The 13,037-nt window shown below is 75.0% G+C and carries 14 protein-coding genes and 1 riboswitch; of the genes, 8 read left to right on the top strand and 6 right to left on the bottom strand.

All coding sequences use genetic code 11. The features are described 5' to 3' along the window. Nucleotides 1-36: 36 nt before the first annotated feature. A complete protein-coding gene (thiC, locus tag ACFVVL_RS19820) occupies nt 37-1,869 on the bottom strand; it encodes a phosphomethylpyrimidine synthase ThiC (RefSeq protein ID WP_387676869.1) in 1,833 nt (610 codons plus the stop codon). Continuing rightward, nucleotides 1,865-1,999: riboswitch (TPP riboswitch) on the bottom strand. (Overlaps the previous gene by 5 nt.) A 162-nt stretch (nt 2,000-2,161) precedes the next feature. Between thiC and ACFVVL_RS19815 the strand changes: the two genes are divergently transcribed. The 7 genes from ACFVVL_RS19815 (at nt 2,162) to ACFVVL_RS19785 (ending at nt 9,436) form a co-directional block, all read left to right on the top strand. After that, a complete protein-coding gene (locus ACFVVL_RS19815) occupies nt 2,162-2,368 on the top strand; it encodes a hypothetical protein (RefSeq protein WP_350560485.1) in 207 nt (68 codons plus the stop codon). A gap of 126 nt (nt 2,369-2,494) precedes the next feature. After that, nucleotides 2,495-3,994 carry an SPFH domain-containing protein gene (locus ACFVVL_RS19810; protein ID WP_387676866.1) on the top strand — a complete coding sequence of 500 codons (1,500 nt, stop codon included), beginning with the start codon at nt 2,495-2,497 and terminating at the stop codon, nt 3,992-3,994. An 80-nt stretch (nt 3,995-4,074) separates the two neighbouring features. Further along, nucleotides 4,075-5,088 (top strand): 3-oxoacyl-ACP synthase III family protein, encoded by a 1,014-nt coding sequence (locus ACFVVL_RS19805; RefSeq protein WP_387676863.1) that lies wholly within the window; start codon nt 4,075-4,077, stop codon nt 5,086-5,088. After that, nucleotides 5,085-5,825 (top strand): glycosyltransferase, encoded by a 741-nt coding sequence (locus tag ACFVVL_RS19800; protein ID WP_380289757.1) that lies wholly within the window; start codon nt 5,085-5,087, stop codon nt 5,823-5,825. Before ACFVVL_RS19805 ends, ACFVVL_RS19800 begins: the two co-directional genes overlap by 4 nt. A 73-nt stretch (nt 5,826-5,898) precedes the next feature. Beyond that, nucleotides 5,899-7,386 (top strand): class I adenylate-forming enzyme family protein, encoded by a 1,488-nt coding sequence (locus tag ACFVVL_RS19795; RefSeq protein WP_387676860.1) that lies wholly within the window; start codon nt 5,899-5,901, stop codon nt 7,384-7,386. Further along, nucleotides 7,383-8,483: a cytochrome P450 gene (locus ACFVVL_RS19790; RefSeq protein WP_387676858.1), complete on the top strand. Its 1,101-nt coding sequence runs from the start codon at nt 7,383-7,385 to the stop codon at nt 8,481-8,483. The genes ACFVVL_RS19795 and ACFVVL_RS19790 overlap by 4 nt, the downstream gene beginning before the upstream one ends. A 14-nt stretch (nt 8,484-8,497) precedes the next feature. After that, nucleotides 8,498-9,436, top strand: coding sequence for an NAD-dependent epimerase/dehydratase family protein (locus ACFVVL_RS19785; protein ID WP_387676856.1), 939 nt, complete (start codon nt 8,498-8,500; stop codon nt 9,434-9,436). 32 nt (nt 9,437-9,468) lie between these two features. Here the strand turns inward: ACFVVL_RS19785 and ACFVVL_RS19780 are convergent, their stop codons facing one another. The 3 genes from ACFVVL_RS19780 to ACFVVL_RS19770 form a co-directional block, all read right to left on the bottom strand. Next, complete coding sequence (locus ACFVVL_RS19780; protein WP_380294520.1) at nt 9,469-9,669, bottom strand: DUF5326 family protein; 201 nt, start codon at nt 9,667-9,669, stop codon at nt 9,469-9,471. A 238-nt stretch (nt 9,670-9,907) separates the two neighbouring features. Then, a complete protein-coding gene (gene tenA / locus ACFVVL_RS19775) occupies nt 9,908-10,579 on the bottom strand; it encodes a thiaminase II (protein ID WP_380294521.1) in 672 nt (223 codons plus the stop codon). 36 nt (nt 10,580-10,615) lie between these two features. After that, nucleotides 10,616-10,933: a cupin domain-containing protein gene (locus ACFVVL_RS19770; RefSeq protein WP_380294522.1), complete on the bottom strand. Its 318-nt coding sequence runs from the start codon at nt 10,931-10,933 to the stop codon at nt 10,616-10,618. A gap of 100 nt (nt 10,934-11,033) precedes the next feature. Between ACFVVL_RS19770 and ACFVVL_RS19765 the strand changes: the two genes are divergently transcribed. Next, nucleotides 11,034-11,408 carry a phage holin family protein gene (locus ACFVVL_RS19765; protein WP_387676851.1) on the top strand — a complete coding sequence of 125 codons (375 nt, stop codon included), beginning with the start codon at nt 11,034-11,036 and terminating at the stop codon, nt 11,406-11,408. Between the two features lie 96 nt (nt 11,409-11,504). Here ACFVVL_RS19765 and ACFVVL_RS19760 read toward each other — a convergent pair whose 3' ends face one another. Further along, nucleotides 11,505-11,930, bottom strand: a complete 426-nt coding sequence (locus ACFVVL_RS19760; RefSeq protein WP_380294524.1) for an SsgA family sporulation/cell division regulator — start codon at nt 11,928-11,930, stop codon at nt 11,505-11,507. 216 nt (nt 11,931-12,146) lie between these two features. After that, complete coding sequence (locus ACFVVL_RS19755; protein ID WP_387676848.1) at nt 12,147-12,938, bottom strand: IclR family transcriptional regulator; 792 nt, start codon at nt 12,936-12,938, stop codon at nt 12,147-12,149. Nucleotides 12,939-13,037 lie beyond the last annotated feature (99 nt).

Raw genomic sequence — 13,037 nt, 5'->3', positions numbered from 1 at the left:
GCGACAGCTCTCGGGGCGGCGCCCGGGCGCGGTGTGTCAGTCGGCCAGGGGGAGGTAGACCTTGTTGCCCTGGGCGGCGAACTCGGCGGACTTCTCGGCCATGCCCGCGAGGGCCTCGGCGTCGTAGCCGGACTCGACGGCGGTGGCACCGTCGCCGTGCTCGTCGCGGATCTTCTGGGAGATCTTCATCGAGCAGAACTTCGGGCCGCACATCGAACAGAAGTGGGCGGTCTTGGCGGGCTCGGCGGGGAGGGTCTCGTCGTGGAAGGCGCGGGCCGTCTCCGGGTCGAGGGCCAGGTTGAACTGGTCCTCCCAGCGGAACTCGAAGCGGGCGTCGGAGAGGGCGTCGTCCCAGGCCTGGGCGCCGGGGTGGCCCTTGGCGAGGTCGGCGGCGTGGGCGGCGATCTTGTAGGTGATGACGCCGGTCTTCACGTCGTCCCGGTTGGGCAGGCCCAGGTGCTCCTTCGGGGTGACGTAGCAGAGCATCGCGGTGCCCCACCAGGCGATCATCGCGGCGCCGATGCCCGAGGTGATGTGGTCGTAGCCGGGCGCGACGTCGGTGGTGAGCGGGCCCAGGGTGTAGAAGGGGGCCTCGTCGCAGATCTCCTTCTGGAGATCCATGTTCTCCTTGATCTTGTGCATCGGGACGTGGCCCGGGCCCTCGATCATCACCTGGACGTCCTTGGCGCGGGCGATCCGGCCCAGCTCGCCCAGGGTCTGCAGCTCGGCGAACTGCGCCTCGTCGTTGGCGTCGGCGATCGAGCCGGGGCGCAGGCCGTCACCGAGGGAGAAGGTGACGTCGTAGCGCGCGAGGATGTCGCAGAGCTCCTCGAAGTTGGTGTAGAGGAAGTTCTCCCGGTGGTGCGCCAGGCACCAGGCGGCCATGATCGAGCCGCCGCGCGAGACGATGCCGGTCTTGCGGCGGGCGGTCAGCGGCACGTAGCGCAGCAGCACGCCGGCGTGCACGGTCATGTAGTCGACGCCCTGCTCGCACTGCTCGATGACGGTGTCGCGGTAGACGTCCCAGCTCAGCTCCTCGGCCCTGCCGTCGACCTTCTCCAGCGCCTGGTAGAGCGGCACGGTGCCGATCGGCACGGGGGAGTTGCGCAGGATCCACTCGCGGGTGGTGTGGATGTTGCGGCCGGTGGAGAGGTCCATGACGGTGTCGGCGCCCCAGCGGGTGGCCCAGGTCATCTTCTCCACCTCCTCCTCGATCGAGGAGGTCACGGCGGAGTTGCCGATGTTGGCGTTGATCTTCACCAGGAAGTTGGTGCCGATGATCGCCGGCTCGACCTCGGGGTGGTTCACGTTGACCGGGATGACGGCGCGGCCGCGGGCGACCTCGGCGCGGACGAACTCCGGCTCCAGGCCCTCGCGCAGGGCCACGAACTCCATCTCGGGGGTGACGATGCCGCGCTTGGCGTACCCGAGCTGGGTGACCGCGGCGCCGTCGCGGCCGCGCAGCGGGCGGCGCGGGCGGCCGGGGAAGACGGCGTCGAGGTTGCGCAGGTCGCCGCCGCGCGGCGCGGTGTGCCGGATGCCGTCGTCCTCGGGGCGGGACTCGCGGCCGTCGTACTCCTCGACGTCGCCGCGCTGGCGGATCCAGGCGTCGCGCAGGGCCGGCAGGCCGCGCCGCACGTCGGCGCGGTACTCCGGGTCGGTGTACGGCCCGGAGGTGTCGTACAGCGGGACGGTCCTGCCGTTGGTGAGCACGACCTCGCGGTACGGGACGCGCAGATCGGGGCGGGACCCCTCGCGGTGGGCCTTGCGCCAGGCCGGGGTGGGGTAGCCGGTGCCCGCGCTGGTGACGGCGGCCCCGGAGCCGGACGGGGTCCGGGCAGACTGCGGCTGTGCATCGAAGGTGGTCATCGGACCTCAAACTCCCTACGCCGGCATTACCCGGTCAGGTTCCTGCGGTCGACGCAGCCGCCGGTCCGTCCCTCGACGTCCCGTTCAGCGCCCTCTCAGCCCGGTGCTCCGAGCTCCCGCGTCCGCAGGCGGTGTTGCCCGCGCATGACGTCCAACACCGTAGCGAGCCGATCGCCGGAGGTCCAGAGCGGGTCCGGGAGGAGGAACCGCGAGGTCCGGACGGTGAACGGGGGGCGCGAAGGCGCCGCGGCGGGCAGACTGGCCCCGTAGCTGACGAGGCGAGGAGGCCGGCGTGGTCGGGAGCACGGGGCGGGTCACCGGGGCGGTTGGCGCGGGGCTGGTCGGCGAGGTGATGGTGCACGTGCCGGAGCGTCAGGGCACCGAGGCGTTCCTCGCCTACCTGGCCGTGCCGGGCGAGCGGCTGACGGTCGGGACGCCGGTGGTGGTGATCGAGTACCAGCCGCCGAGGACGGTCTATGTCGCGCCGATCGGGCCGTGACGCTCCGATGACCCTCTGGTGACGAGCTTGTGACGGTGCGTCATGTCACTTCCCTTTCCCCGGGCCCCGGCCCGGGCGGACAATCCGAATCGGCGCATCTCCTGCGCCCGAAGGGGGAGTTGAACCATGGGATACGTCATCGCCGGGGCAGCCGCCGCGGCACTGATCATCGGGGTCACGCTCTTCAAACTCATGTGGCGGGTGGCCGAGCCGAACGAGGCACTGATCATCTCCGGCTCCCGGCACCGCACCGAGGGGGTCGGCGACGGCCTGGGTTTCCGGATCGTCACCGGGCGCGGCACCCTCGTCACCCCGGGCCTGCAGGGGGTCCGGCGGCTCTCGCTGGACCTCAACGAGGCCGAGCTGAACGTCGAGTGCGTCACCACGCAGGGCATCCCGGTGCGGGTGAAGGGCGTGGTGATCTTCAAGGTCGGCGACGACGACGTGTCGATCGCCAACGCCGCCCGCCGCTTCCTGGACCAGCAGAAGCTGATCAGCCAGCGCGTCCACAACGTCTTCGCCGGCCACCTGCGCTCGATCGTCGGCGGGCTCACCGTCGAGGACATGATCCGCGACCGCGAGCGGCTCACCGGTGAGACCCGGGCCGCCTCGGGGCTGGAGATGGAGAAGCTCGGGCTGATCATCGACACCCTGCAGATCCAGGAGATCATCGACCCGACCGGCTACATCAAGAACCTCGCCATCCCGCACGCCGCCGCCGTCCAGCGCGACGCCCGGATCGCCCAGGCCGAGGCGGACCGGCTGGCCACCGAGGCCGAACAGGAGGCCGCCGCCCGCAAGGCCGAGGCGACCCGCAACAGCGAGATCCAGCAGTCCTCGTACCAGGCCGAGAAGGACACCGCCAACGCCCGCGCCCGGCAGGCCGGTCCGCTCGCCGACGCCGCCGCCCGGCAGGAGGTGGTGGTCCAGGAGACCCGGGTCGCCGAGCTGGAGGCACGGCGCAAGGAGCAGCAGCTCCAGATCGACGTGCGCAAGCCCGCCGACGCCCGGGCGTACGACACCCGCACCACCGCCGAGGCGGCCCGTGACGCCCGGATCTCGGCCGCGCAGGCACAGGCGCGGGAGACCGAGCTGGAGGCGGCCGCCGAGGCCAGCCGGGTGCGGGTCGCGGCCGAGGCGGACGCCGAGGCCACCCGGGTGCGCGGTCTGGCGCAGGCCGAGGCCACCACGGCGACCGGGCAGGCGGAGGCGTCCGCGGCCGAGGCGCGCGGTCTGGCCGACGCCGCGGCGGCGCGGGCGATCGGGCTGGCCCGGGCCGAGGGCATCAAGGCCCGCGCCGACGCCCTGGCCGAGAACCAGGACGCGGTGGTGGCCCAGGAGTTGGCCGAGCAGTGGCCGCAGATCGTGCGGGCCGCGGCGGAGTCCTTCGGCAACGTCGAGCACATGGTGCTGCTCAACGGGGCCGACGGGATGGGCGAGTTGTTCGCCAAGGCGCTCGCGATGGGCGGCACCGGGCTCGGGCTGGCGCGCCAGCTGCTGTCCACCGTCGGCCCGGACGGCGCCGCCGCCCCGGCCACGGCCGCCCCGGTACCCGTGGAGACGGTCCCGGTGGACGCCGTGCCCGTGGACGCCGTACCGGTGACCCCGGCGCGCGAGCAGCGCTGATCCGTCTGGGTAGACCGGCCGGGCCCGCCTGAGTACCCGTACTCAGGCGGGCCCGGCCGGGCGCACCGGACCATGGGGACATGCATCCAGCAGCCACCGCGCGGATCGGCATCACCGCCGTCGGAGCCCGCCTGCCCGCCCGCCGTCTGACCTCCCAGCAGCTCCAGGACGAGATCACCGCCGGCGGCCGGCTGCGCCTGCCGGAGCGGACCTTCGAGAAGGCCACCGGCATCGTCACCCGGCACTTCGCCGCCGAGGGCGAGTACGCCTCCACGCTCGCCGTCGGCGCCGCCCGGCGCGCCCTGGACGCCCGCGGGCTGCACCCGCTCGACCTCGACCTGCTGCTCTTCGCCTCCGCCACCCGGGACGTCGCCGAGCCCGCGACCGCCCATCTCGTGCAGGCCGAACTCGGCTCCCGCGCCCACGCGTTCGACGTCAGCAACGCCTGCAACAGCTTCCTCAACGGGATCGACCTGGCCCGCGCGATGATCCTGGCCGGCCGGGCCCGGCGGGCCCTGGTGGTCACCGGGGAGACGCCCAGCCGGGCGATGCGCCGCGACCCGGCCGGCGCCGGGCAGTTCCGCGAGGGCTTCGCCGGCTACACCTTCGGCGACGCGGGCGCGGCGGTGGTCGTGGAGGCCGTGGAGCGCGGCGGCATCCTGGACGTGGAGACCGAGACCGCCTCCGAGCACTGGGCGACCGGCGGCATCCCGGGCGGCGGCTCACGCCATCCGCGCGGTGACGAGTACAGCTACTTCCGGGGCGGAGGAACGGAGTTGCGCGGCGTCTTCGAGAAGATCGGCCCGGACATCCTGGCCCGGGTGGCGGCCCGCACCGGCTTCGGCTGGGACGACTACGCCAAGGTGCTGGTGCACCAGGTGACCGTGCCCTACCTGGAGCGGTTCGTCGAGGCCACCGGGGTCCCGGAGGAGAAGCTGGTGGTCACCGTGCCCGAGCTGGGCAATGTCGCCAGTGCCACGATAGGTGTCCAACTCGAACGGATACAGGGCTCGTTGACCCCGGGCGACAAGGTACTGATGGTCGGCCTCGGCGGCGGCGTCAGCCTGATGACGATGGTCTGGGAGGCGTCGTGACCGAGCTGTGGGTGATCGTGCCCGCCTACCAGGAGGAGGCCCGGATCGTCGGCGCCCTGGACGCCCTCGCCGCCCAGCGGGACCGGGACTTCACCCTGCTGGTCGCCGACAACGGCTCCACCGACGGCACCGTGGCGGCCGTCCGCGCCTTCGCCGCCCGGGCACCGTTCCCGGTCGAGGTGCTGGTCGAGCCGGAGAAGGGCGTCGGCTCCGCCGTCGACACCGCGTTCCGGCACGCCATCGCGCACGGCGCCACCCTGCTCGCCCGCACCGACGCCGACTGCCTGCCCGAACCCGGCTGGACCGCCGCCGCGAGGGCGGCGCTGCTCGACTGCGGCGGACTGGTCTGCGGCCGGGTCACCGCCCGCCGGGACGAGCACGGGCCCGCCGGGCGCGCCGTCTTCCTGGTGCTGGTCGCACTCGGCGCGTTCTTCGGCCGGATCCGGCCCGCGCACCGGCGCCGGCACGGCTACCTCACCCCGTACCGGATGCACGCGGGCAACAACATGGCGATCACCGCCGAGCTGTACCGGGCGGTCGGCGGCATGCCGCGCCGCCCCTCGCCGACCGACCGGACGTTCATCAACCGGATCCGCCGGCACACCACCGCGATCGTGCACCGCCGCGACATGGTGGTGCAGAACTCCACCCGGCGGATCCGGGCGTACGGAGTGGTCGGCACCGCCCGCTGGTACCTGGAGCGCGGCGCCGGCGCCCGAGCCGTCGACGTCCGCTGACCGCGCCGCGCCGCCACCCCGCCGCACCCGCCGCACCCGCCGCCCCGATCCGCCGCAACCCGAGGACACCCCCGTGCTCGACCGGCTCGCCCACGCCCTGCGCACCGTCCACCCCGACCGCCCCGCCGTGCTGCACCGCACCCGGGCCGGCACCACCCGGGTCCGCATCCGCCGCGGCGAACTCGCCGCCCTCGCCGACACCTACGCCGTCGCCCTGCGCGCCCGCGGCCTGCACGACGGCGCCACCCTCGGCGTCGCCCTCCGCCCCGGGCCGCGCGCCCTCGCCGTCCTGATCGCCGCCCACCGGCTCGGCCTGCGCACCGCCGTCCTCGACCCGACCGCCGGCCCCGACGTGCTCGCCGCCCGGCTCGCGCTGGCCCGGCCCGACCTGGTGCTCGCCGACGCCGCCGCCCAGGCGGTGGCAGGCTGGGCCCGCCCGCTCGCCCGCCGCGCCGACCTCGCGCTGCCCCCGCTCGCCGCGCTCGGCCCGGTCGCCACGCTCGGGCACCGGCTGCCCGGCTGCGCGCCCCGGCTGCGCACCAACCCCTTCGGCGCCTCGGTGCCGAGCATCCCCGGACGGGACGCACCCGGGCGGGACGGCGACGCCGTCATCATCTTCACCTCCGGCACCACCGCCCGCCCGCGCGCCGTCGTGCACTCCCGCAGCGGCCTGGCCGCCGGGCTGCGCACCGTCACCGAACTGGTCGGCCCGCGGCCGGGCACGGTGGTGCTGGGCGGCACCTTCTTCGTGCTGGTCCCCGCGCTCACCGCCGGAGCCGCCGTCGCCCTGCCCGCCCGCGACCCCGCCGCGCTGGCCCGCCAGCTCGCACGGCTCGCCCCGGCCCACACCTACCTCACCCCGCCGCAGCTGCGCGCCGCGCTCGGCGCCGGGGCCCGCTTCACCGGCCGGGTCTGGACCGGCTCGGCGCCCGCCGACGCGACCCTGCTGCGCCGGGTCAAGCAGGCCGGCGCCGACCAGGCCTGGGGCGTCTACGCGCTCACCGAGCTGTTCCCGGCCGCGGCGGTCGAGGAGGCCGAGAAGAGCGCCTTCACCGGGACCGGCGACCTGGCCGGCGCCCCGCTGCCGGGCGTGCGCACCGGCCTCGGCGACGACGGCGAACTGCTGCTCACCGGCCCCGGCGTCCGGCACCGCTACCTCGGCGAGGAGCCCGAGCCCTGGGTGCGCACCGGCGACCGCGCCGCGCTCGACCCGGACGGCCGGATCGTGCTCGCCGGCCGGCTCAAGGACATGGTGCTGCGCCGCGCCGAGAACATCTACCCGGGCCTCTACGAACCGGCCCTGCACCTGCCGGGCGTCGAACTCGCGGTCCTGGTCGGCGTCCCCGACGGGAACGGCGACGAGCGGCTGGTCGCCCTCGTCCAGCCCGCGCCCGGCACCGACCCCCGGCGGCTGCGCGGGGCGCTGGCCGGCCCGCTGGAGCGGATGGGCTCGGCCCGCCCGGACGCCCTGCTGTTCGGCCGGGTGCCGCTGGCCGGCCGCTCCCGCAAGCCCGACCGGGCGGCGGCGTCCGCCCACTGCGCACGGGAGCTGGCGACATGACCGGCGGCACCGGCCGGGAGCCGGCCCGGCACCGGGGCGCCCGCCGCCGGGACCGCCGGGTCTACCTGCGCAGCCACCCCCTGCTGTTCGCGCTGCTCGCCGCCACCCGCCGCCGCCCGGTGGCCCGGCTCGGCCACACCGTGCTGGTGCACGGCGCGGAGGCCTACCGCGAGGCGCTCACCCGGATCCCGCTGGACCGCACCGCACCGGGCACCACCGGCGGCGCGGCCGCCGAACTCACCGAGGGCGGCGCGCTGTTCGACCAGGAGGGCACCGGTCACCGCACCGCCCGGCGGGAGGTGGCGGCCGGGCTGGACGCGGCGGCGGTGGACCGGCTCCGCCCCCGCTGGCAGGCGGTGCTCGCCGCCCGGACCCCGGAGCTCGCCACCGGCGACCTCGAACTCGTCGCCCTGGCCCGCGAACTGGCCGGGGTGACGGCCGCCGCGCTGACCGGGTCGGCCGGCTGTCCGCACGCGCTGGCCGGCGCCGCCGCCGAGGCCGCCGCGGCCGCCGCCCGCGACCACCTGCCCGGCCCGCGCCCGCGCGACGCCGCCCGCACGGCCGCCGCGCGGGCCGCCGACCTGGCCGCGCTGCTGCCCCGCCCCCGGGACGCCGTGCTCGCGGTGGCCGCCGTCAACACCACCGTCGCCGCCCTCCCCCGGGCTGCTGCCTGGTGCGCGGACGCCGGGCTCTGGCCCTCCGTGGACCCGGCCGGCGCGCCCGCACTGGCCGCCGAACTGCTCCGGCTCACCGCCCCCTCCCCGCTGCTCCCCCGGGTGGCCGCCGCCGACGCCGACCTGGCCGGGCGCCCCGTCCGCAGGGGCGACCGGCTGATCCTGGTCGCCCGGCACGCCGCCGGGGCGCACCGCCCCGGAGCGTCCCCCGGGCCCGCCGCCGCCCAGGCGGTGTTCGGCGCCGGCCCGCACGCCTGCCCCGGCGCCGGGCTCGCCCGGGCCCTGCTCACCGACCTGCTGCTGGCGCTCGCGCCGTACGCCCCGGTGGTCACCGGCGCCCGCGCCGACCGCCGGTCCGCCCTGCCCGGCTGGGCCGAACTCACCCTGCGCGCCACCCGGACCCCCGCCGGGTCCGCGCCCTGACCGAGGAGACCCCGATGCGGATCGCCGTCACCGGCGCCGGCGGATTCTGCGGCTCGCACGTCGTGCGGGCCGCCGTCGCCGCCGGCCACCACGTGCTCTGCTACGGCCGCCGCCCCGGGCCGGCCGGCCGGCACGTCCCCTGGGACGCCACCACCGGCGAGCCCGACTTCACCGGAGCCGACGCGGTGGTGCACTGCGCCGCCGCCGTCGCCGACCTGCCCCCGGGGACCGCGGCCGAGGCCCGCCAGCACGCCGTCAACGTCACCGGCACCGAGCGGCTGCTGCGCGCCGCCGGGGACCGGCCGCTCGCCTGGGTCTCCAGCGCCAGCGTCTACGACCCCCGGCTCGGCCGCGGCTCCGTGCAGGAGCACCACCCCACCGAGGCCGGCCACCTCAACGCGTACGGCCGCACCAAGGCCGCCGGCGAACGGCTCGCGCTGGCGGCGGGCGCCGTGGTGCTGCGCCCGCGCGCCGTCTACGGTCCGGGCGATCCGCACCTGGTGCCGCGGCTGCTGGAGCGGGTGCGGCACGGGCGGCTGCTGCTGCCCGGCGGCGACGTCCGGCTGAGCCTCACCGCCGTGCAGAACCTCGCCGACGCCTGCCTGTCCGCGGTCGGCGCGGGCCGCACCGGCGACCGCCCGTGGACGCCGGTCGCCTACAACATCGCCGACGCCCGCCCCTACCGGCGCGACGAGGCCATCCGCGCGGTGCTGGCCGCGCACGGGGTGAGCGCCCGGATCCACCACGTCCCGGCGCCGCTGGCCCGGCTGGCCGCCCGCACCGGACGGCTCCCCGGCCTGACCCCGTACGCGGTGGACCAGCTCTCCCGCAGCGTGGTGCTGGACCTCTCCCGCGCCCGTTCCCAGGGCTGGCGCCCGCACCGGGACCTCGACGACTTCCTGCGCGGCACCGCCCGGACGCCCCCGGAAACGCCCGGTGCCCGCACCCCCTGAGGGAGCGCGGGCACCGGGTCGGTCCCGAGGTCCTAGTTCCTGGCGGCCTTCTTCACCAGGACCACCACGGCGGCCGCGATGCCGACCACCACCAGCGCCTTCAGGGCGAAGGCCAGCAGCGCGCCGACCACGCCGAAGACGAACACCAGCAGGTTCCAGGCGAGTATCAGCACCAGCACCGGCACGACGATGTTCCGCACCCACGAGGGCAGCGACTTCCAGAGCTCAGCCATGTCCGTTCCTTCTTCCCCAGGGGGTCGGCTGCCGTCCGGTGCCGCATCCCGTTCGCTTTTCGGTACTTCGATCGTACGGTGACGCAAGGGACGGAACGAGGCCCAACGGCCCCGAGAGAACCCGGAGATCCCCCCGACCCCGGCCCCGGGGGAACCCCCGCCCCGACCTCGGGGAACACCCCGGACCCGGCCCCCGGCACGGCCCCCGCGCGGCCCCGTCACGGCCCCCGCGGCGCGCTCAGACCGGCCAGGTCTCCCCGCGCCAGGCGGCGTCCCAGAACATCCACTCGTAGCGCGAGGTGGTGACGAAGTGCTCGGTCACCCGGCGCCGTTCGGCGGGGGAGATCTCCTCCCCGAGCCGGTCGGTCAGCGCCAGCACCCGGCGCACCACCGACTGGAACGCCTCGTCGCCGTAGGTGGAGATCCACTTCGCGTACAGCGGGTCGGGGGAGCCCTCGGCGAGCAGCCGCTCGCCGACCCGGGCGTAGATCCAGTAGCAGGGCAGCACCGCGCCGACCGCCTCCGCGAAGGAGCCGCCGTAGACGGTGGCGAGCAGGTAGCTGGTGTACGCGCGGGTGGTGGGCAGCACCGGCTCGGCGGCGGCGGCCTCGGCGGTGTCGCCGAAGGCGTCCAGGAACTCGGCGTGCATCCCCTGCTCGGCGGCCAGCGCGCCGATCGCGTCGTCGGCGAAGGCCCGCACCTCCTCCTCGCCGGGCGCCCTGGCCGCGCAGACGGCCAGCGCGCGGGCGTAGTCGCGCAGGTAGTGCGAGTCCTGGACGACGAAGTGGCGGAACGCCTCGCGCGGCAGGGTGCCGTCGGTCAGTCCGGCGATGAAGGGGTGGTCGAGGATCTCGGCGTAGACCGGCTCGATCGCCGCCCAGAGTTCTTCGGTCAGGCTCAGGCTGCTCATGCCCCGACCCTAACCGGCCGTCCGCGGGGGCGGGGGTCAGTCCTCCGGCGGCGAGAACACCACCAGCACCCGCAGTTCCTCGGTGATGTGGTGGAAGCGGTGCGGCGTCCCGGCCGGGACGTAGACCACGGTGCCCCGGCCCACCGTGGCGGTCTCGTCCCCGACGGTCAGTTCGGCCCGGCCGCTGATCACCTGGTAGATCTCGTCCTGGTCGTGCGCGGTCTGGGTGTCGGTGTCACCGGGGGAGAGCGCGTACAGCCCCGCGGACATCCGCGGCTCGCGCAGGAAGCGCAGGTACGCGCCGTCGTTGGCGGCGCGCTCGGCGTCCAGCCGGTCCAGCCGGAACATCTTCATCGGGGCACCCCTCCTCGTGCGGCCTCGGCCCACCGGCATTCAACACCACCGCGCCGGGCGGGACGTCGCCTCCCCTTGACCGACCTGGGACGCTGACCTCATGAAAGGTTTCGTCCTCAAGACACTGATCAACGCGGCGGCCATCTGGGTCGCCGCCTGGATCGTCCCCGGGATCACGCTCACCGGTGACGACTGGCAGCACAAGACGCTCACGGTGCTCGCCGTGGCGCTGGTCTTCGGCGTGGTCAACTGGGTCATCAAGCCGGTGGTCCAGCTGTTCTCGCTCCCCCTGTTCATCCTCACCCTGGGCCTGTTCACCTTCGTCGTGAACGCGCTGATGCTCTGGCTGACCTCCTGGGCGTCGGACCGGCTCAGCCTGGACTTCTCGGTCGACGGCTTCTGGTCGGCGCTGTTCGGCGCGCTGATCGTCAGCCTGGTCTCCTGGGGCCTCAGCCTCGCCCTCGACGAGGACTGAGCCGGGCCCGCGGCAGCCCGTGCGGAAGGGGCCCGTACCCGGTGGAACACCCGGGTACGGGCCCCTTTCGGTCCGCGTCCTGCGCCCGCCGGCGGCTCACCCGGCGTTCTCGTGGCCGCGCAGGATGAGGTCGAGCTGGGCGTCGAGGTCACCGGCGGCGGCCTCCTCGCCGATCGGCACCAGGCGGTCGGTACGGGCCAGGAAGGCGATCAGCGGCGGCGCGGAGCCGCGCAGCACGGCGTCGCCCTCGGGCGCGCGCAGCACCAGGCAGACCTCGCCGAGCTCCCCGCCGACCGGGTGGATGTGCACGTCGCCCTCACCGGCCGGGCGGGCCAGCCCGTCGAGCAGCAGCTCGCGGGCGAAGACCCAGGTGACCGGCTCGTCGCCGGGCAGGTGGAAGGTGAAGCGGACCGCGTACGGGTCGGCGGGGTCGTAGTCGAGGTCGACCACGATGCGGAAGGTGAGCTCGGTCGAGACCACGAGGTTCATGGTCAGGTGGCCCTGGACTGTGCTGTGCTGCATGGCACCGACACCTCTCGTTCTGCCCGGCCGCGCACGGGGTGAGGGTTTCGCGGGTGGCCCGGACAAGGCTGTTGGCTGACAGGGGGAGGGATTGCGTGCGGTACGTCCATCCTCATCGTCCCGTTCGGGGACGTAGTGGACAAGATGTGCTTTTTCAAATGGTGAACGAGCGGAACCGGCCGGGCGGGGACGGGGCGGCCGGGTGCGGCGGCACCGTCAGAGCACGAACGACGGCGTCATCGCGCCGACGCTGCGCCGCAGTTGGCCGGCGACCGCGGTGAGCCGGTCGGCCTGCTCGACCGGCAGCGAGAGGGCCATGGTGGCGACCACCGAGCCGACGGTGATCGGAACGGCCGCGCAGACGGTGCCGAGGGCGTACTCCTGGCGCTCGACCACCGGCATGGTGTGCCGCATCCCGGCGATGCGGCGCAGGACCGCCGACTCGCCGACCAGGGTGGACGGGGTGAGGCCCACCGGAGGGTGGCGCGCGAGGTGGTCGCGCCTGGCCTCCTCGGGAAGCTGGCTCAGCAGGCACTGGCCGATGGCGTGGGCGTGGGCGGTGGCCCGGAAGTCGGCCCACGGTTCGACGGCGGGCTGGTGGGCGCCGTCGACGGTGTCCACCACGGTCACCTCGCCGTCCTCGTAGAGGGCGAAGTAGACGGCGGCGTCGAGCTCGTCGCTTAACTGCTCCATCCGCACCCGCAGCCCGTGCCGTTCGGCCTGCCGGTCGTCGGCCCGGACGATGCCGTCGACCGACTCCCCGTAGAAGAAGTGTCCGTCGGTCCGCCGCAGGTATCCCTCGTGGGTCAGGGTCCGCAGCAGGTGGTACGCGGTGCCGAGCGGGAGTCCGGCCACCCGGGCCAACTGCTTGGCGGTGGCCCCGTGGCGGAACCCGCCGACGGCCTCCAGCAGGCGCAGCGCCCGCTGGACGGAGGAGATCAGGGTGGGCTGCCGGTCCTTGCGCGAGGTCCGCGTCGGCGGCGCGGTGCGCTCTGCGATCCGATCCATGGCCACAGCCAGCCCCCAGCCCGAGTCATTGCAGAGAAGAGCATGCGGAGTAGATCACTCCGATTTGCCCGATAGTCGCCCATTGCAGCACAGGCGCGC

The sequence above is a fragment of the Kitasatospora sp. NPDC058115 genome, from assembly GCF_042884635.1.
In the GTDB taxonomy this organism is placed as follows: domain Bacteria; phylum Actinomycetota; class Actinomycetes; order Streptomycetales; family Streptomycetaceae; genus Kitasatospora.
This window is presented reverse-complemented; position numbering and strand designations above follow the sequence as displayed.

What these genes read in the sequence shown, in the direction of transcription:
- thiC (WP_387676869.1), bottom strand. Translation starts at nt 1,869, where the DNA reads ATGACCACCTTCGATGCACAGCCGCAGTCTGCCCGGACCCCGTCCGGC.
- ACFVVL_RS19810 (WP_387676866.1), top strand. Translation starts at nt 2,495, where the DNA reads ATGGGATACGTCATCGCCGGGGCAGCCGCCGCGGCACTGATCATCGGG.
- ACFVVL_RS19805 (WP_387676863.1), top strand. Translation starts at nt 4,075, where the DNA reads ATGCATCCAGCAGCCACCGCGCGGATCGGCATCACCGCCGTCGGAGCC.
- ACFVVL_RS19790 (WP_387676858.1), top strand. Translation starts at nt 7,383, where the DNA reads ATGACCGGCGGCACCGGCCGGGAGCCGGCCCGGCACCGGGGCGCCCGC.
- ACFVVL_RS19785 (WP_387676856.1), top strand. Translation starts at nt 8,498, where the DNA reads ATGCGGATCGCCGTCACCGGCGCCGGCGGATTCTGCGGCTCGCACGTC.
- ACFVVL_RS19780 (WP_380294520.1), bottom strand. Translation starts at nt 9,669, where the DNA reads ATGGCTGAGCTCTGGAAGTCGCTGCCCTCGTGGGTGCGGAACATCGTC.
- tenA (WP_380294521.1), bottom strand. Translation starts at nt 10,579, where the DNA reads ATGAGCAGCCTGAGCCTGACCGAAGAACTCTGGGCGGCGATCGAGCCG.
- ACFVVL_RS19770 (WP_380294522.1), bottom strand. Translation starts at nt 10,933, where the DNA reads ATGAAGATGTTCCGGCTGGACCGGCTGGACGCCGAGCGCGCCGCCAAC.
- ACFVVL_RS19765 (WP_387676851.1), top strand. Translation starts at nt 11,034, where the DNA reads ATGAAAGGTTTCGTCCTCAAGACACTGATCAACGCGGCGGCCATCTGG.
- ACFVVL_RS19760 (WP_380294524.1), bottom strand. Translation starts at nt 11,930, where the DNA reads ATGCAGCACAGCACAGTCCAGGGCCACCTGACCATGAACCTCGTGGTC.
- ACFVVL_RS19755 (WP_387676848.1), bottom strand. Translation starts at nt 12,938, where the DNA reads ATGGATCGGATCGCAGAGCGCACCGCGCCGCCGACGCGGACCTCGCGC.